This is a genomic window from Metallumcola ferriviriculae (assembly GCF_035573695.1).
Classification (GTDB): domain Bacteria; phylum Bacillota; class JADQBR01; order JADQBR01; family JADQBR01; genus Metallumcola; species Metallumcola ferriviriculae.
In genome coordinates this window covers 1,377,033-1,394,633 of record NZ_CP121694.1, presented here as the reverse complement: position 1 = coordinate 1,394,633, position 17,601 = coordinate 1,377,033, and the positions used below count along the sequence as shown (strand labels likewise).

The 17,601-nt window shown below is 44.0% G+C and carries 18 protein-coding genes and 1 pseudogene; 1 reads left to right on the top strand and 18 read right to left on the bottom strand.

The window, feature by feature from the left end:
• Window positions 1-133 precede the first annotated feature (133 nt).
• A complete protein-coding gene (locus MFMK1_RS06960; protein ID WP_366924400.1) occupies window positions 134-958 on the top strand; it encodes a nitroreductase family protein in 825 nt (274 codons plus the stop codon).
• Window positions 959-1,032: 74 nt separating this feature from the next.
• On the opposite strand, the gene MFMK1_RS06955 is transcribed toward MFMK1_RS06960, so the two are convergent.
• From MFMK1_RS06955 to MFMK1_RS06870, 18 genes and pseudogenes are all read right to left on the bottom strand, one after another.
• Window positions 1,033-2,277: an NAD(P)/FAD-dependent oxidoreductase gene (locus tag MFMK1_RS06955; protein ID WP_366924399.1), complete on the bottom strand. Its 1,245-nt coding sequence runs from the start codon at window positions 2,275-2,277 to the stop codon at window positions 1,033-1,035.
• 12 nt (window positions 2,278-2,289) lie between these two features.
• A complete protein-coding gene (gene cooS, locus MFMK1_RS06950; protein ID WP_366924398.1) occupies window positions 2,290-4,188 on the bottom strand; it encodes an anaerobic carbon-monoxide dehydrogenase catalytic subunit in 1,899 nt (632 codons plus the stop codon).
• 31 nt (window positions 4,189-4,219) lie between these two features.
• Window positions 4,220-4,711, bottom strand: a complete 492-nt coding sequence (locus MFMK1_RS06945) for a 4Fe-4S dicluster domain-containing protein (protein ID WP_366924397.1) — start codon at window positions 4,709-4,711, stop codon at window positions 4,220-4,222.
• A 156-nt stretch (window positions 4,712-4,867) separates the two neighbouring features.
• Entirely contained in the window at window positions 4,868-5,905 is a 1,038-nt protein-coding gene (locus MFMK1_RS06940; RefSeq protein WP_366924396.1) for a sigma-54 interaction domain-containing protein, read from the bottom strand.
• Window positions 5,906-6,061: 156 nt separating this feature from the next.
• Window positions 6,062-6,817 carry an SDR family oxidoreductase gene (locus MFMK1_RS06935; RefSeq protein ID WP_366924395.1) on the bottom strand — a complete coding sequence of 252 codons (756 nt, stop codon included), beginning with the start codon at window positions 6,815-6,817 and terminating at the stop codon, window positions 6,062-6,064.
• Between the two features lie 55 nt (window positions 6,818-6,872).
• A complete protein-coding gene (locus tag MFMK1_RS06930; RefSeq protein ID WP_366924394.1) occupies window positions 6,873-8,396 on the bottom strand; it encodes a class I adenylate-forming enzyme family protein in 1,524 nt (507 codons plus the stop codon).
• A gap of 42 nt (window positions 8,397-8,438) precedes the next feature.
• Window positions 8,439-9,257, bottom strand: a complete 819-nt coding sequence (locus tag MFMK1_RS06925; RefSeq protein ID WP_366924393.1) for an enoyl-CoA hydratase-related protein — start codon at window positions 9,255-9,257, stop codon at window positions 8,439-8,441.
• Between the two features lie 32 nt (window positions 9,258-9,289).
• Window positions 9,290-10,045, bottom strand: coding sequence for an ABC transporter ATP-binding protein (locus MFMK1_RS06920; RefSeq protein ID WP_366924392.1), 756 nt, complete (start codon window positions 10,043-10,045; stop codon window positions 9,290-9,292).
• The gene (locus MFMK1_RS06915; protein WP_366924895.1) at window positions 9,999-10,124 is read right to left on the bottom strand and encodes an ABC transporter ATP-binding protein C-terminal domain-containing protein; all 126 of its coding nucleotides are present in this window, start codon (window positions 10,122-10,124) and stop codon (window positions 9,999-10,001) included. The genes MFMK1_RS06920 and MFMK1_RS06915 overlap by 47 nt, the downstream gene beginning before the upstream one ends.
• A 19-nt stretch (window positions 10,125-10,143) precedes the next feature.
• Window positions 10,144-10,689 carry an ABC transporter ATP-binding protein gene (locus MFMK1_RS06910; RefSeq protein ID WP_366924391.1) on the bottom strand — a complete coding sequence of 182 codons (546 nt, stop codon included), beginning with the start codon at window positions 10,687-10,689 and terminating at the stop codon, window positions 10,144-10,146.
• Entirely contained in the window at window positions 10,682-11,629 is a 948-nt protein-coding gene (locus MFMK1_RS06905; protein ID WP_366924390.1) for a branched-chain amino acid ABC transporter permease, read from the bottom strand. The genes MFMK1_RS06910 and MFMK1_RS06905 overlap by 8 nt, the downstream gene beginning before the upstream one ends.
• Window positions 11,622-12,503: a branched-chain amino acid ABC transporter permease gene (locus MFMK1_RS06900; RefSeq protein ID WP_366924389.1), complete on the bottom strand. Its 882-nt coding sequence runs from the start codon at window positions 12,501-12,503 to the stop codon at window positions 11,622-11,624. Before MFMK1_RS06900 ends, MFMK1_RS06905 begins: the two co-directional genes overlap by 8 nt.
• 68 nt (window positions 12,504-12,571) lie before the next feature.
• Window positions 12,572-13,843: an ABC transporter substrate-binding protein gene (locus MFMK1_RS06895; protein WP_366924388.1), complete on the bottom strand. Its 1,272-nt coding sequence runs from the start codon at window positions 13,841-13,843 to the stop codon at window positions 12,572-12,574.
• Between the two features lie 130 nt (window positions 13,844-13,973).
• Entirely contained in the window at window positions 13,974-14,726 is a 753-nt protein-coding gene (locus MFMK1_RS06890; protein WP_366924387.1) for an SDR family NAD(P)-dependent oxidoreductase, read from the bottom strand.
• 408 nt (window positions 14,727-15,134) lie between these two features.
• Complete coding sequence (locus MFMK1_RS06885; RefSeq protein ID WP_366924386.1) at window positions 15,135-15,932, bottom strand: nitroreductase family protein; 798 nt, start codon at window positions 15,930-15,932, stop codon at window positions 15,135-15,137.
• 31 nt (window positions 15,933-15,963) lie between these two features.
• Complete coding sequence (locus tag MFMK1_RS06880) at window positions 15,964-16,428, bottom strand: MarR family winged helix-turn-helix transcriptional regulator (protein ID WP_366924385.1); 465 nt, start codon at window positions 16,426-16,428, stop codon at window positions 15,964-15,966.
• Between the two features lie 15 nt (window positions 16,429-16,443).
• Window positions 16,444-16,764 (bottom strand): hypothetical protein, encoded by a 321-nt coding sequence (locus tag MFMK1_RS06875; RefSeq protein WP_366924384.1) that lies wholly within the window; start codon window positions 16,762-16,764, stop codon window positions 16,444-16,446.
• A gap of 339 nt (window positions 16,765-17,103) precedes the next feature.
• A pseudogene (locus MFMK1_RS06870) lies at window positions 17,104-17,503 on the bottom strand (YkvA family protein).
• Window positions 17,504-17,601: the final 98 nt, after the last annotated feature.

Below are 17,601 nucleotides of genomic sequence, written 5' to 3'. Positions count from 1 at the left end.
GATTGGTTTAGCCCTTATTTATTACCCTCTTAGACCAAAAAGCAGGTTTCATTAGATTTTTGTTGAATTATCAGACAAATAGAGCTTATGGATAATGACTGCTCAAATCGTAATTTCAGGAGGATGATAGAAAGTGAGTCTTTTTACTGTTGATGTAGCTAAGTGTAAAGGTGACGGCATTTGCGCTGCGGAATGCCCGGCAAAAATTATTAAAATGCAGAAGGATAAGGGCTACCCTGTTCCAGTACGGGGAGCGGAAGACTTATGTATCGACTGTGGGCATTGCGTGGCGGTTTGCCCCAAAGGCGCATTGTCATTGAAAAATCTCAAACCTGAGGACTGCCTTCCGGTACAATCTGACTTATTGCCAAGTCCTGAGCAGTTGAGCCATTTTTTCGCTGCCCGGCGTTCCATTCGTAGTTATAAGGATAAGCCCGTTCCCCGGAAGGTCTTCTCAGAGCTGATTAGCACCGCTAATTATGCCCCCTCAGGCAGTAATAAACGGCCTGTGCAGTGGTTAGTGATAGAGGATTCAAAAGAAGTACAGCGTTTAGCCCAGATTACAATTGATTGGATGCGTTATATGATTAAAGAACAACCCGAGCAGGCAAAAGCTGCACGCTTTGACGCCTTGGTAACTCTATGGGAAAACGGCCAGGATAGAATCTGCCGTAAGGCGCCGCACATGGTAATAGCCCATGCGCATAAGGCGTATCCTTCTGCTAGTTCCGACTGTGTCGTCGCGTTGACTCATTTGGAGCAGGCCGCATATTCCATGGGAATCGGTGCCTGTTGGGCCGGCTATTTCACCTCAGCCTCAATATTCTACCCGCCGATGAAAGATGCCTTAGCTCTGCCTAAAGGGCATCAATGCTTTGGCGCTTTATTAATTGGTTATCCGAAATATCGTTATCAGCGCATTCCGCTGCGCAGCGAACCGGTGGTAACCTGGCGTTAGGAACAATCAGTGTTTGCAGAATAAAATTAAAAGCAGCTTTCCTTGTATACAAGCGGGAAGGCTGCTTTTACTATTTACCCGTAAGAGGAGAGAGTAACATAGCTGCGGTTGCAGCAGTGAACCAATTTGTCTACACTCTTAAAAACCTGACGTGATTTTATCAGGGCGGTGTAGAGGCCGGCCCTGGCCGTATCACCTATCAGTGTATACCCTGCTAGACGGTTTTCTGCCACAACTAGCTGTTGGTAACTCCTCTGTTTGCTGTTTCTCTCTTCAAACACGCGGAACCCGCTTTGTTGGGGTTGGCCAATTCCGGCAGCAATGATGGACATGCCGCCGAATACCGCTGCGTTCATGCTGATAGAACCGCCATAAACTTTTGCTGCTCCCGCCATATTGGCACCGGCAATTTTACCCTGTTCCACCGCGTTAGGCCAAATCGCATTGTAGACATACCTTTCTTCTAAGATATCGTAGGTAAGAGCCACATCCCCGGCGGCGTAAACACCCTCTAGTCTAGTCTCCTGATACCGGTTGACACTAACCGGTTGTCCCGCTGCCGTCACCAAACCGGCTTGTTCTAAAATACCCGTATTTGGTCGGACGCCTTTCCCTACCACAACAAAATCCGCGGGGAATAGTTCACCGTTTTCAAGCTTTACCCCGGAAACATTGCCGCTAGCGTCGGCTTCTACAGCTTTAACGCTGCTTCTTGTTATTACCGTGACACCCAAATCGCCAAGCTGCTCCTCCACCATCTTGGCAGCAGTCTCACCCAAAGTGCGGGACATCACTCGGTTAGAACTGACCAGCACCGTCACATCAGTACCCCGATGGCGCAATGCTGCTGCAGTCTTTAAGCTGACCAAACCGCCGCCTAGAATCACTGCCTTATTACCCTTATCAGCCGCTTGGGCTATTCTCTTGGCATCGGCCAAAGTCCTCAAGGTAAAGATCCCGCTGCTGCTAAGCCCGGGTAAGTCGGGGACCTTGGGTGACGCTCCCGCGGCTATGAGCAGTTTATCATAAGCAATTTTCATGCCGCCTTCCATAACCACTTTCTTACTATCGGGGTCAATACAGGTGACTTTCTGCCCTGCCCGCAGGTCGATGCCCATATTGGTATAAAAACCATCCTGCCGCAGCTGCATACCCGCCTCGGTCACCTCACCTCCCAGGTAATATGAGGTGAGACAGCGGGAATACGCCGCATGAGGTTCATCGCTGATGATGGCAATCGATTTGCTTTTATCCTGTTGGCGGATGCCCTCTGCCGCCGCAATCCCCGCTGCACTATTGCCAATGATTACGTAAGCCATAGTCTCCCTCCGTTACAGTCCCAGAGCATGGCGCTTATCCTTAATGTGCCGGATAATGCCCGCTGCTGCCTTGGCCGGGTCGCTTTCCACGTAGAACTTACCGCCAAGCAGGTCTTCCACCTTATCAGTCAAGGTACCGGTCACCGCTTTGCTCCCTAAAATGTGGGGCGGCAGGCCCAAGTGGGTAAATACCCCCAGGGCTACGGCCCAGGTGCCGATGCTCAAAGCCTTTTCGTGCTGAGGCTCGGGAGCGGACGCTGCTACGGGCAGGTCTTTAATATTTACTCCCATGTACCCGGCCAGCGCTGTCAGCAAATCACCGATACGGGAGTTATCAACACAGCTTCCCATGTGCAGTACCGGCGGCAGCGGACCGCCTAAGCCGGCAGCCTCACCTACTGCGGTAAGCACCGCTTTAAGTCCATTCCCTGCCAGGTTATTGGTGGCATCGGGATGCAGGAGCCCCGCTTTACCTAAGGCGTGAGCTGAGCAGCCGGTGGCTATAACCAGGACGTTATTAGCAATTAACTCCTTCACCAGCTCCACATGCATCATATCCTGCTTCACTTTCACATTGTTGCAGCCCACCGTAGCCACGGCCCCCAGGATGTTACCCGCCTTAATGTTATCCACCAGCGGCTTTAATGGGTCCTCGGCATTGACCTTACTTAGCGCACCGATAATAGCTTCGACACTAAAGCCCGCAAAAATAAGCGCCCTTTCGTCAGGGATATGGACAGGGGTACTACCCCGCTTTTTATAAGACTCTATTGACTGGCGAACTATCTTTTCCGCCTGCTGATCTGCTTCTTCTAAGCTAAATGGGATATGGTCGGCTCCAGGCACCTTAGCAATGGGCATAGTGGTAACTATATCGCCGTGGTAGCACTGAGCCACGTTAGTAACCGAAGGCAAAATGCACTGTACATCTACAACCATCAAGTCTACCGCTCCGGTAGCCAGGGCCAGTTCCTGCCCCAGGAAGTTGGTTGCCGGGGGTACTCCCTGACGCATCAGCACTTCATTTCCGGTACAGCAGATACCGGCTACATTAATGCCTCTGGCCCCGGCGGCTTTCGCCTCATCCTCAAGCTTACGGCACCATTCTAATACCTTCTCCGAAAGCAGGGGTACATGGCCGTGCACTACCACGTTGACGTATTCCGCATTAAGTACTCCGAGGTTAGCCTCACTCTTAACCGGCTGGGGCATACCGAAAATAATATCCTGTATATCAGTGGCAAGCTTCAAACCGGCGTAGCCATCCACCAGTCCCTGTTTGACACCGGCCAACAGTAAATTAGTGGGGTCGGCATCCACCCCCATACTGGTTTGGTGCATGGCTTCCCGGATTTCCCTGTCCGCACCTCGGGGGATTACCCCCAGCTGCCGCCAGACATCTACCCTTTCCTTAGGGGCCCAGGCACTAAGCCAGCCCATTTCGCCTTCGTGTCCGCTAAGAGTTTCCAGAGCTTTTTGTGCCACCTCTTTGGCCACACCCTTACTGTCCTTACCGTCGGTTTCTATTCCTACCTGCCGAGCAGTGGCAATAAGCTTATTTTCATCCTTTATCACATAGTCAATATCCCCTGTTGCAATCTTCTCCAGCGCTTCCACTGCCTCATAGGCATGGTCTACATGGGCAGCTGTACCCCCTGCTAAACTGCGCAGCAGATTTCTCGCCACGATAGTATCGGCATCGGCACCGCACACCCCTCTTTTAGGCTCGCCAAAAGGATTGATGCGGCAGGGACCCTGCAGGCAGTTACGGCAGCAAATTCCCAAACTGCCAAAACCGCATTGGGGCTGTTGGGCTTCATAACGGTCCCAGACTGTGGCCACCCCGTCAGCCGCCGTTATTTTCAACATCTGTTGGGCAGCTTTATCAATTGTTTTATCGGTTTCCCACATTTTGATACCTCCTCAAAATTAATACCAAACGCTATTCTTCCTCAGCAAAAGAAGTCAGGTACTGTTTTCTTCTTTCTTGACTGAACCGACTGACCTCCACAAACTTGACGGCACCGGTGGGACAAGCGACGGTACAGGCCGGCTGATCCAAGTCAGGGCAGCGGTCACACTTATTGATGACCTTATACTCCGGGTCCTGGGCAATGGCACCAAAAGGACAGGCCATAACACACATCCAACAGCCCACGCACTTATTCTGATCTGCGACTACCATTCCTGTCGTTGGCTTCCGCTGCAGAGCGCCGCTCATGCAGGCGTTGACACAGGCCGGATCCTGGCAGTGGCGGCACTGTAAAGGTAAATTTATCACGCCATCGGTTTCTACAAAAATTCTTGCTGTAGGCTGTTCTTTCTTTATTACTGCCGCGAAAAGCTCCTTAGACAGTGAGTGCTCCACCGCACAGGCAAGTTCACAACTGCGGCAACCCAAACAAAGCTTAGGGGTAATCAATATCTGCTTCATAATTTCCTCTCCCCCCCTCCTCCTTATCTTTCTTTACCTAATTATATGAGACAAGTCCCTTGATTTATGTCAGTAAGCGCTGGACAAATAAAAAAGATGCCTGATTTCAGACACCTTTAACGATTATTTCCTTAACACTTCTTATAAAAGTCATATTTACCGTTGTCCCTGATAAAAAACTTCATCTTTACCTAACCTTTTAACCTTTCTGCTTATGGTGGATGGATCAACGTTTAAAACTTCTGCGACCTTAGAAATCGTTCCAAATTGTTTAAATGCCATAGAAATTAACTGCATTTCCATTTCCTCGGCAGCCTCTTTGAGGGGAACCAATTTATGCACCGTCACGCTATTCTTATAATTAGCTTGCCATGTCACATTAAAGAAGTACTTTATTAATCTTTCCGGCGTTAGTTCTTTCCCCGGCTCACCCATAACGTAGATCCGCTCGATTACATTTTCTAATTCCCTTACATTGCCTGGCCAATCGTAAGACAAATAGACTCGGACAACTTCAGGAGAACATGTACGCGCCATCTGATATTTCTTTTCATATTTTTTCTTAAAATGTACAATCAAAGGCATAATATCTTCACGGCGTTCCCTCAACGGAGGAATGTGTAATGGCACAACATTAAGACGATAATAAAGATCCTCTCTAAATTTACCCTGCATAGTCATTTCGCGCAAGTCTTTGTTAGTCGCAGCAAGTATCCGAATGTTCACTTTTCTTGATTGGTTTGCACCAATTCGAATTATCTCGCGCTCTTGGATAACTCGAAGTAATTTTACCTGCAGATGTAAAGGCAAATCCCCAATTTCATCCAGTAATATCGTACCATTATGCGCCATTTCAAATTTACCTAGCTTGCCCTCTCGTTTTGCGCCGGTAAAAGCCCCATATTCATAGCCAAACAACTCCGATTCCAGTAGATTTTCGGGAATGGCACCACAATTGACTTTCACAAAAGGTCCATCAGAATTACTACTATTCTCATGAATTAATTTCGCTATAGCCTCTTTACCCACCCCCGATTCCCCTAAAATCAGTACAGTACAGTCCACGGTCGCGATCTGAAATGCCATCCGCAAAACTTCCATCATCGCTTGCGATTTGGCAACAATGCCCATCTTTCGCACTTCAAGCGAAAGAAGGTTGTTAGGGTTTGGATGCTGTCTTTCCTGACTAATCATAATATAACCCCCTTTCAGTATTGCCGATTGAGATGTAATTCCATTATACTTTTTGAGACCGTAGCTTGACAGTAATAATATGGTACGCCGTTAATTTTGGATGCTTAGTGGTAAGAATTCATCCTTAAGAGGCGAGACCGTTTAACCTGTAATACCTTACTCACTGTGGCAACATAGACTTTTCCCACCATCCACATGAATAACCTGCCCCGTAATATACCTACTGTTATCAGAACCTAAAAATGCAACGATCTTAGCAACATCTTCCGCTTGACCTATATAGGGAGTAGGTTGGGCGTTAGTCGTCAACTGCCCTTGGACATCTTCACGTTGGTTTGTATACAATGGCATATCTATCAAACCCGGAGCGACTGCATTTATGGTAATGTTATGCCTTACAAACTCCATGGCAAGAGCTCGCGTTAACCCAGCCAAACCAGCCTTAACAGCTGAATAGTTGGAATGCCCGATATTACCCAACCAAGCCCCAGAAAAAATATTCATAATACGTCCGTACTGGTTCTTCTTCATATAACCCAAAGCACTTTTGGAACAAAACCAAGAACCTTTTAAGCACAAATCTGCTATGGAATCCCAATCACTTTCCGGCATATCTAAAACGAGGTTATCTCTAACAGCTCCTGCGTTATTTACAAGAATGTCTACTGCTCCGAAGCAATGTACCGTTTCAGCCATCATAGCATCCACTGCAGCATAATTCGTAACATCTGCCATTATAGGAAGCGCCTTCCCCCCCGCCATTCTGATATTTTCGACTACATCAGTTGCCGCACTTTGAAGAATATCGTTTACCACAACTTGAGCCCCTTGGCGGGCAAGTTCCTTGGCAATTGCAGCGCCAATTCCCTGACACGCCCCAGTAACAACTGCTGTTTTTCCCTTAAACAACATTGCCTGGCCCCTCCTCAAATTGACATCATTGTCATATGTTTTATAATCTATGCATTTAATTATCCTTGCTGGCTGCTACTTGCTCCTTTAGTACTCGTTTAAGGATTTTACCAGTGACTCCCCGGGGCATATCATTAACGAATTCCACCAATCGGGGGGCTTTATAGACAGCTAATTTGTCCCGACAGTAATTAATTAATTCACTTTCAGTACAATCAGCGCCCTCTTTTAAAACTATGAATGCTTTTGCTAATTCCCCTTTAACTTCATCGGGAACGCCGACAACTGCTGCCAGGGAAACTTTAGGATGCTGATATAAAACTTCCTCTAATTCGGCCGGGTATATGTTGGAGCCGCCTGTAATAATTAAATCATTCTTACGGTCCACGATAAAAAGATACCCGTCTTCATCTATATAACCCAAGTCGTTACTGAGGAACCATCCGTCTTGCCAGGCTTGTTTATTTGCCTCTTCATTATTCCAATAGCCAACCTCCGAAATGGGATCTCCTTTAAGAGCGATTTCTCCCACTTTCCCTCGTGATAGCTCCTCGCCTGCCTCATTTACGATCTTCACCCGAATATTACTGATTGGCAGTCCTACTGCCCCGTTCTTTCGCACACCTACCACTGGAGTAAGGGTTGAGAAACCACTTGCCTCAGTCTGGCCATAACCGTTTATCAGGGGACTTTTGAATCTTTTTTCCCACTTTTTAATCACTTCGTCAGGAAGATTAGCCCCACCGCTATTACACACCCGCAGCGTGTTAACGTGATAGTCACCAACATCATATTCTTGTAACAAATAAACATACATAGTTGGCGTTCCTGCCATATAGGTAACTTTATAACGGCCCATTGCCGAGAGTATTTTTTTGGCATCGAACCTATCAAACAAAACCATATTTCCGCCAATATAAAACGTGGCCATAGAAACTACATTCAAGCCAAAATTATTAAATATCGGTAAACAGCATAATAATACATCTCCTGAAGTAAATTTGTTATTTATAGAGAATGCGGAAACATTGCTCCAAATACTTTTGTGCGTATGTGTTGCTCCTTTGGGTTTACCCGTAGTGCCTGATGTATAAATAATACTCACCACGTCATTAAGTCTTGCTTCCGAGATTATTCCTCTGGTATCATTGTCCTTTAACAGACTATCAAAACTTAGAGTATCAGCGGAATTACCTAGACAGATGATACTGAGTTTTTCAGGAATTTCTTTCGAGACCACCTGTAATCGCCGAACAATTGACTCCTCAGTAAAACAAACTTTAGCACCTGTATCGGTTAAAACATGCTCGATTTCCCTCTCCTTATACATGGGATTAAGCAATACCGCGACGGCGCCCAATCGAATTATAGACCAATAACAAATATAAAATTCCGGTCGACTGGATAGATAAATACCCACTCTATCCCCGCGAGTTACCCCTAACTTCTGTAAAGCATTAGCCATTCTGTCCGACTGGTTATAAAGTTCCGCATATGTGAGCTGCATGTTTTCGCCGTAAACTGCGACTTTTTCAGGATATTCCCTCCAAGCTACTTCCAAAAGACTAGTCAGATACAAGATATATCCCTCCTCCCGATATTTTCGCCTGTCTTCTATTAATTACTTTCTGTACTTAGCAAAATCAGGCTTACGTTTTTCCATAAAGGCATTCTTGCCTTCCAGTGCTTCTTCTGTATCATAGTATAAATTCAATGCAATGCCTGCCATATTATGAATACCCCAAATTGATTCCGTTTCGGCATTAAAAGATGCCTTAAGTGCAGCAAGGGCCGTTGGGCTTTTTTCTAATAGAGACGCACATATTTCTTCTACCACCTCATTCAGTTTATCAGGTGGGACAACACGATTAACTAACCCCATCTGAAGCGCATCTTCTGCTGAATATTGTTCACATAGGTACCATATTTCTCGTGCTTTCTTTTCCCCAACTACTCTTGCCAGATATGCAGAACCATATCCTGCATCAAAGCTACCAACCCTTGGCCCAGCCTGACCAAACTTTGCCGTGCTAGCCGCTATAGACATATCGCATACCACATGCAGCACATGACCTCCACCAATTGCATAACCGTTGACCGATGCTATAACTGGCTTCGGTATAGTTCTGATCAACTGAAGTACTAAGGCGTGATTATTAGGAAGCGGTAAATTGTCAAGAGGAAAATCCAAAGAATCGGTTTCTTCAGATTCATAGCCCCCCTTAGCCCTGATAGACTGGTCACCACCAACAGAAAACGCCCGGTCGCCGGCTCCTGTTATAATTATTACGCCCACGTTTTTGTCTACCCAAGCATCGGTCAGTGCCTTTATCATTTCTTGAAGAGTCAAGTTACTGAATGCATTAAGTTTCTGAACTCTGTTAATTATAATCTTTGCCCGACCATCATATTTTTCGTATATAATATCTTGGAATTCCATATTAATAACCCTCCTTAATTTGTTTAACCAAATTAGCCTGCTTTAACTTTCATTCCCAAATACGCTTCCTGAACCCTCGTATTTTCTCGCAGCTTATCAGCGGGACCCTCCAAAACAATTTCCCCGGTTTCTAGTACATATACCCTGTCTGCCAAGCTCATTGCAACTCTGGCATTTTGTTCAACTAATAAAATACTGACTCCATGCTGTCGATTTATTTCTTTAATCATCTCTGCTATATGTTGAACAATAATAGGGGCAAGGCCTATAGAAGGCTCATCTAACAGTAGAAGCCTCGGGTCAGACATTAATGCTCTACCTATTGCTACCATTTGTTGCTGGCCTCCGCTCAAACTTTCAGCTCTGTCACTGACCTTTTTCTTTAAATCGGGAAATAAATTCATCACTTTATCCAAACTATTCGTAATCTCTTCCTTATCCCGCCTGGTATAAGCACCCATTACAAGGTTCTCACGTACCGTCATTTTAGGGAAGAGCGATCTTCCCTCAGGCACCATGGCTATACCATACTTAACTCTCTGGTCAACTGAGCAGCCCGCCAAGTTCTTGTTGTTAAAAATGATCTCGCCTTCTGAAATTTTCTTTAATCCGGTAATGCTACGCATTAATGTGGTTTTACCAGCACCATTTAAACCAATGATAGTAATAATTTCCTGCTGTTCCACAGATAAATTTATATTGGCCAGTGCCCGTGCCTTTCCATAATTCACACTTAAGTTACTAATGCTCAACCTCGCTGCCGAGGTAGGCTTTGATAACATGCTCATTTTTTTGTACCTCCGTTGGGTTACCCTCAGCGAGTTTCTGCCCGTAGTTAAGTACCACTAATCTTTGACAGATACTCATGACAGCATTCATGTTATGTTCAACCAGCAAAATAGTAATCCTCAGTGTTAATAGCTTTTATTATTTGGCACGCCTTTTCGGCTTCACTAGGATTCATTCCAGTCAGAGGTTCATCCAGCATCAGCATACTCGGTTTAGTCGCAATGGCTATGGCAATACCCAACAATCTTTGATAACCATGAGGAAGATTGTTGGGCACTTCGTTTTCAACCCACTCCAGACCAAAAAACCTTAAAATTTCTTCCACCGTTCTTCCATCTCTTAAAGCCACCTGAATATTATCTCTGACACTTAATTCTCCAAAAAGTAATGGCGATTGAAAAGTACGCGCAATACCCATTCGTGATGTTGAAGCCGAATTAGCAGAAGTGATATCATTACCTTGAAACAAAATCTTTCCTTTTAAAGGTCTGTGAATACCGCTAATTAAATTAAAAACAGTCGTTTTACCGGCTCCGTTAGGGCCAATTAAGCCGACAATTTCCCCCTTTCCAATATGGAAAGATACATTTGCTACAGCAGCTAACCCCCCGAAGGACTTGGAAAGACCCTTAACCTCAAGCATCTACCTTCCCCCCTATATCAATATTTGCTTTTCTTTTAAACATAGCCGGGATCCTGCCAATACCTTCCAGCAAACCATCGGGAGAAATAAGCATGGTAAGTACCAGAATTAAACCGTATGCCAAAGACTCCAAAGCTCCGAACTGTCTGATGAATTCTGATAATAAAGTCAGCAAAGCAGCACCAAGCAAGGCCCCTTCCAATTTACCCTTTCCACCAATAATCACATAAGCCACCACGTATATGGATAAGACGAAAGTAAAGTCTTGGGGCGCAATTACCAAATTGTAGTGAGCAAACAAAGCACCGATTAACCCTGCCAAAGAACTGCTGATACAAAAAGCCGCAAGTTTGTAATAAAACTGATTGTAGCCAATGGATTCAGTTAAATCCATGTTTTGATGGAGACACTTAAGAACGCTGCCTAGCCTGGACTGTTCAATGTAGTGCAGGACCCATAATACAACCGCACTTACTATTACAATATAGAGGGTGGCCATACTGCCCAAACCCGGAACTACAAGACCCGTGGCACCGCCTAGTATTTCGCTAAAGTAATTAGTGAAGAACAGCCTAAGTATTTCACTGAAAGCAAACGTGACCAGCAAAAAATATGCTCCCCTCAATCTCAAGCTGATCAACCCAAATAATGCTGCTACAATCCCACTCAAAATCAGTCCAGCAGGGATGGTAAGCCCTAAAGAATAACCTGCCAGTGACAATGCACCAGAAGTATAGGCTCCAATACCCATAAAACCAGCATGCACAAGACTTATTTCACCAGTAAGCATCATAAATCGCAAGCTGGCAGCCAAGACAAAATTAATCGCTAACCAAGTAATGATTTGAAGATAATACGGGTCTGTAATGACCACCGACAACAAAATCAACCCGCCGGTTATACCAACAATACTTTTGCTAAACTTATAAGTTTTATTCATAGCCCAACAGTCCTTTTGGTCTTACTATTAGTATTACAATAACCAAGGCAAAAAGCAGCATCGAACTTGCTTGCAAAGAAAAGTAGAATGAAGTAATACTCTCAATGAACCCTAACAAAAAACCAGCTATAATAGTTCCCGGGATGCTCCCCATCCCCCCGATGATAATTATAATGAAAGCCTTCATCAGGTACCCGGCCCCAATATGTGGTGTAGCTAATGCTGCCGGCACTACGAGAACTCCGGCTATAGCCGCTAATACTCCCCCTAAGACAAAACCAGCTATGGATATCTTGTTATAATTAACTCCTTGAAGCTGAGCTGCTTCTTTGTTTTGGGTTATGGCTCTCATAGCCATCCCTAACCTTGTTCTCTGCACCAAAGCATATACAACAAAAGTAATAATTAAAGAAAACAATACTATTACCAATTTTTCCCTGGAAATAATACCACCAAAAAGCGTCACAATTCCATTGAAAACGCTAGCCATGCTTAACGGTTCAGCGCCAAAAGTCAACAAAAATATCGCTTGTAAGGCGAGAGATAAACCAAGGGACACGATAAGTCCTGAAACCAAATCACCACTAAAGGGCCGAAATATCACTCGTTCCATCACCCAGGAAACTAGTGCTATCGTTAATGCCACCAAAACTAATACTAATACATACGCCGTATAACTGTTTAATCCTACGCTGCTAATACCTTCGTAAAAAACAATGGTGAGATACGCGGCCAAGGTAAATATTTCCCCATGGGCAAAATTCACTACGCTCATGATGCCAAATATTAGCGTTAACCCTAAGGTAAACATGACATATACCCCACCCAGCTGTAATGCATTAACCAGCAGCTGAAAAATCACGTTTTGTTCCATCAGCCCTCCCCTTCCTTATTTATTCGGGTTCCCGGAAGGCAAGCTCCCGGAAACCCCATACATGACACCTATTTCAACTTTTCTTCGAGCTCCTTGGGAAGCACTCGAGATACTTCCACACCCACGCCATTTTGGATTTCGGTAATTGTTATGGGCAGCAGCATTTGTTGAGGTATTTCATATTGTTCAGCCCCACCAAATCCACTGGGACCGTATGAAGATTCGAATGTAATATTCGGTAAAACCTTTAGTAAGTCTTCACTTTTTATACTGTTCGCCTGTTTAATAGCTTCTACCAGTGCCTGGACAGCATCATAGCTAGAAACGCTGATAGCATTCAAATGGCCACCAGTTTCCTGGTTATATTTTTTCTCCAATTCTCGCTGAACCGGTGAAGCTTTATCACTAGTGAAATCAGGACTCAATCCCAAGTAAACACCTTCAACTGCTTCCGGGGCAGCGTCTACCAAGTTTGCTACAGAAGTTCCAGCAGTAACCAGCTTAACCCCATCCCATCCCTGTTCTTTAAGCCCTTTAAATATCAATCCTGCATCTCCGGGAGGAGTAGCCCCAAGGTCAATAATATCGGGGTTTGCCGCAATGATTTTTGTAACAATGGCAGAAAATTCCGTGGTACCCCGACTGTAATACTCATCCACCAGAACTTCAATCCCTAGGTTAGTCCAAACATCCTTAGCCACTTTGGCCGTATCCTTGCCCGTTGCATCGTTGGCATTTAACATGGCCACAGATTTTGCATCCGGATACTGCTTGGCAATCCAACCGTACATTGGCTCACATACTTCCAGCGGCGTATTAAGTGAAGTAAAGGTATATGGTTTACCAGTGCCTTTTGCTTCTGACGACCAAGCCGTAGAAAGCATTAAAATCTTCGCCGGTTCTGTAATAGATTGTACAGCCAATGTTGGAGCGCTGCCTACAGTACCTACGATGTAATTAACTTTGTCTTTCCTGACCAAGGTTTGAGCCACTTTACTTCCTTCAGCGGCAGTGTATTTGTTGTCATACGCGACAACATCAAATAGATATTTTTTACCGTCTAATTCAATTCCACCATGCTCATTGACCTGGTTAGCAGCTTCTTCGGCTGCCCACACTTGTCCATTACCCCAATCAGCAGCGGTACCTGATAAAGTAGTTGCCAGCCCAAGTACCAAGGTTTCAGTTTCAACTTCCTTTGTACCATCTGTCTTATCAGCTTGATCCTGCGTATTATCAGTACCCTGCTTGTCTCCTGCCCCCTCCTTGGAACCACAACCGGCCACTACAAAAACCAAGGTAAGCATAATTAACAGTAAGATACCATATCGCTTAACCATCTTATTAATTCCCCCTTTATGTTATATTCTTTATTAAATATTTTGAACCTTTAGACAATTGTTTCTAATTTCAAGCCTTTGTACACCTCCCTTACCCTTGCACCATCGATATTCCACCATCATCTGATAACTAAACCATTGTTAAACCGCCACTGACACTAAGAGTTTGACCAGTGACAAATTGAGCCTCATTAGAAATTAAAAACATAATAGCGTTGGCAATGTCCTCTGGCTTACCCAACCGCCTGAGCGGAATAGACTTCACTAATGCCTCACCGATCTTTGGGTTATCACCGATAATTTCAGCAAACAGTGGGGTATCCGACGGCCCGGGACAAATACAATTTACATTAATTTGATACCTAGCTATTTCTCTTGCAAGGGTTTTTGTGAAAGATATTACTCCACCCTTGGCAGCTGAATATACCGCTTCTCCACTAGAGCCAACTCTTCCGGCATCGGACCCTATATTGACAATCTTACCATGCTTTCTTGGTATCATATGTTTTAGAACTGCTTGGCAGCAACGAATTGGCCCTAATAAATTGATCGCAAGCACTTTTTCCCAAGTAGCTTCTTCACTGTCAATGAAGTTTTCGATTTTATCCCAGCCTGCATTATTTACCAGACCATCTATGACATCAAATTCAGAGACCACCTTGTCCACCATCAGATCAACCTGCACTCTATCGGTAATATCCACTTTTAAAAATAGCGCCCTGCCTGACTCATCTGCTATTTCTTTAGCCACCGACTGTCCATCAGATTCGTTCATTTCCGCAATAACCACATTCGCACCTTCTCGAGCTAACTTCAAGGCAATTCCCCTGCCGATACCCCGACCTGCCCCTGTAACAATTATTGTTTTACCACTTACATGCACAAATTTTTGCCCCCTTTTTTGTTTAACTAGCAACACGTACACCTCTAAATAGATGCAATAGCCATGCCAGCTGGAATTCGCTGAAACAAATTACGTAAACCCTTGATAGCCAACAAAATTCAAAACACTTTGGACCAGACTAAAGGCGTTAAAGATATCTTCCTTGCATTTATGCAAAAAGGACGTTGCATTTTTTCACGAATGCAGTATTTCATAGTCTTATGGAGTCCAAAATGGCCGCCGCATTATCGACGACCACATGGTCAAGCTGGTGATTAACGGGGAATTGTTATGATCCCCTTTAAATTCTATAGTCTCTTGCCTAACAGGAGGGTATGGCAATGCTGGGAACAAAAATATTGTCTTCAGTAATTTCTTGCCGGTTATTCATCAGGTCAGGGTCTGGCCCTACTGCTCTTTTGTAAATACGGCAACATCCGGCGCAGTCAAATACTCCCAGGTTCCTTTGACACCTTTACTCAGTGCGCCAAGTTCCAAGTGCAGCATACTTATACCACAGTCTAGACGTTTAGATATGTTATGAGAATATCTTTGATTATTAACTGACACTTTTATAGATTCTTTATCGACCTCAAATCTCCACGGCTGGCGGTTGACCGCTGATGGAGCTAATCTCGCTGCCTCTAAAGCCGCTTTCACCCAGTCGGGCCACTCTTCCTGTGTCAGTCCCCGGCATAATTGAGTAAGATTTTTTCTCTTAGGAGACGATGCCAACCCTGACATGATATTTTCCTCTAAACTAAGCTTTTCTTTTGTATACCCTAAAGGCGATACTGACAATACTTCCTCATCATCTGAAACATTTATTTGCCTAGCAACAACCTCCGGTTTAAAAAACCCCCCAACCCAACAGGTGGATAGGCCAATTGATGTGGCTTCAAGAATAAAACATTCCCCCATGTAACCTAGCTTCTCTTGAACATTTTCATCATTCTTACCACCAATGAAAGCGACATAAGCTGTGGCTCCTTTTATTTTTCCATAAGAACCGATTGCCCCTTTAAATATTTCTTCTGCTTTTTCTGTTACCAATACTGTTCTTACACCGGCTAGAGACCGATTAAGTTCATTACTGAATTCTGTTAAGGCATTGATAACATCGTCAGCAATAGGCTTAGTGATAAATTCCCTGCGGGACCTGCGCACTTTTATAGCCTGATACCATTCGGGTTTTAAGCTAATCATTACTTAAATCTCCTTTTCTTAAGCAAGAATACTAGTCGAGCTTTGTTTCTATTGTTAAAAGCCCCTCATATAACTTGTCTAAACAGCTTAGCATAATGCCGGTTTCCTCTTCACCAAGATCCTGAAAAAATTCTTGAAAAAAATTGCTTGTCTCTTCACTTCTATTTTTCCAAAAAGCATCATTTTCTTTCGTCAACCTTACCCGGGTCACTCTGCGATCCTTGTCGTCCTTTATTATCTCCACAAAATCTTTTTTTTGCAGCTTTAGCGCAATCTGCTTCACATTTTGATGAGTACTTCCCATTGCTTCCGCTAATTCAGTAAGGGTGGGCGGTGTTGAAAAAAACTCTTCAATCACCGCTGTTAAAAACCATTGTTTTGCAGTCATATCGTATTGGCTCAGTTGGCGGTCCATTACCACCTGTAACTTGTTGGATAGTACAAATAGACTGCCGAATATATACTTTTGTTTACTGACCAAGTCAGCCTTGTCCATAATAGCCTTCCTCCCTTACCAAACCAAAACTTTAATAACTATAAGCATAATAACATTTGCCAAAGTGCCGAATTTCGCATCTTGCCATGAGCTGACAATAAGCACCTGGGAGATAATTATAGCGGCAATTGCGGGCATCCACCAAGTTTCATTCTTTAGTATGAAGATAACTGCCGTTATTAAAAATAAAACTGCTGCAGCTAACCAAAGCACACCTTGAGGCTTAGATATATCCTGGGTCAATTCGCTGATTTCCGCTAGGTTAAAAGCTTTCGCAAAACCCATCAAGTGTATCAGACCATGAATTATGACCACAAACATAAAAACCTTATTCATCTGCTTTTCCCTCCAAATTTCTTGATAATAAATTTTACGTAATATGTTACCTTAATAGATAATATATTACCATTTCTTCTATGTCAATACTTTTATTAACTAAAAACATTTAACCTCGCAGTGAACCCGGTCTCAAGAAGAGAAGCCCTTAAGCAGGTAAAGAACACCCGCTTAAGGGCTGTAAGTTATTTTAAATCACTCTAATTAGCTCCAAACTAGAGCCTAGCTTCACAAATCTTTTGCCAGGTTTCTTTGGTAAGAAAATTTCCTTCAGCATTACTTTCCAACGCCAAAAACCGTTGGTATGGAACCCCGAAGGATAAAATATCACCATCTATGTTAGAATTTATCATCAATGTCTTTTAATTCGCTACCGTCAAAATCCCCAAACCAATCAGTTAGTTTTCGTCTGGCCTTACTTTTAACATCATCATCCACATGCATACTAACTTGCGCAAGGGCAAGAACTAAAGCTCCTAAGTCATCAGAGTAACCTACAACTGGAATTAAGTCAGGTATAGCGTCGGTCGGAACTATAAAATAGCCTAAGGCACCTAAGATTATCCCTTTTGTTTTTAATGGTATATTAGGTTTTTTTAAGACATAATAAAGCAGTAATGCCGCATAAATAACATTAATGCTTAATGCCAGCCTTCTTACCAAATTTCTTTATCTTATCAAAGAAAGAATCCTCGCTAAACTCCTCACTATATCCATCTTTATGAATTTCTTCTTGCATCACTGCACTTCCTTTCGGTTAATTAAGTTCCGGAATTACGCACTTCCTAGACTTTGTTGTTTATCGTATCGTAACTTTCACCTCTAGTAGCAAGTTCC

What these genes read in the sequence shown, in the direction of transcription:
- MFMK1_RS06945 (WP_366924397.1), bottom strand. Translation starts at nt 4,711, where the DNA reads ATGAAGCAGATATTGATTACCCCTAAGCTTTGTTTGGGTTGCCGCAGT.
- MFMK1_RS06885 (WP_366924386.1), bottom strand. Translation starts at nt 15,932, where the DNA reads ATGATTAGCTTAAAACCCGAATGGTATCAGGCTATAAAAGTGCGCAGG.
- cooS (WP_366924398.1), bottom strand. Translation starts at nt 4,188, where the DNA reads ATGTGGGAAACCGATAAAACAATTGATAAAGCTGCCCAACAGATGTTG.
- MFMK1_RS06940 (WP_366924396.1), bottom strand. Translation starts at nt 5,905, where the DNA reads ATGATTAGTCAGGAAAGACAGCATCCAAACCCTAACAACCTTCTTTCG.
- MFMK1_RS06915 (WP_366924895.1), bottom strand. Translation starts at nt 10,124, where the DNA reads ATGAGTATCTGTCAAAGATTAGTGGTACTTAACTACGGGCAGAAACTC.
- MFMK1_RS06920 (WP_366924392.1), bottom strand. Translation starts at nt 10,045, where the DNA reads ATGAGCATGTTATCAAAGCCTACCTCGGCAGCGAGGTTGAGCATTAGT.
- MFMK1_RS06880 (WP_366924385.1), bottom strand. Translation starts at nt 16,428, where the DNA reads ATGGACAAGGCTGACTTGGTCAGTAAACAAAAGTATATATTCGGCAGT.
- MFMK1_RS06955 (WP_366924399.1), bottom strand. Translation starts at nt 2,277, where the DNA reads ATGGCTTACGTAATCATTGGCAATAGTGCAGCGGGGATTGCGGCGGCA.
- MFMK1_RS06905 (WP_366924390.1), bottom strand. Translation starts at nt 11,629, where the DNA reads ATGAATAAAACTTATAAGTTTAGCAAAAGTATTGTTGGTATAACCGGC.
- MFMK1_RS06935 (WP_366924395.1), bottom strand. Translation starts at nt 6,817, where the DNA reads ATGTTGTTTAAGGGAAAAACAGCAGTTGTTACTGGGGCGTGTCAGGGA.
- MFMK1_RS06910 (WP_366924391.1), bottom strand. Translation starts at nt 10,689, where the DNA reads ATGCTTGAGGTTAAGGGTCTTTCCAAGTCCTTCGGGGGGTTAGCTGCT.
- MFMK1_RS06900 (WP_366924389.1), bottom strand. Translation starts at nt 12,503, where the DNA reads ATGGAACAAAACGTGATTTTTCAGCTGCTGGTTAATGCATTACAGCTG.
- MFMK1_RS06895 (WP_366924388.1), bottom strand. Translation starts at nt 13,843, where the DNA reads ATGGTTAAGCGATATGGTATCTTACTGTTAATTATGCTTACCTTGGTT.
- MFMK1_RS06925 (WP_366924393.1), bottom strand. Translation starts at nt 9,257, where the DNA reads ATGGAATTCCAAGATATTATATACGAAAAATATGATGGTCGGGCAAAG.
- MFMK1_RS06875 (WP_366924384.1), bottom strand. Translation starts at nt 16,764, where the DNA reads ATGAATAAGGTTTTTATGTTTGTGGTCATAATTCATGGTCTGATACAC.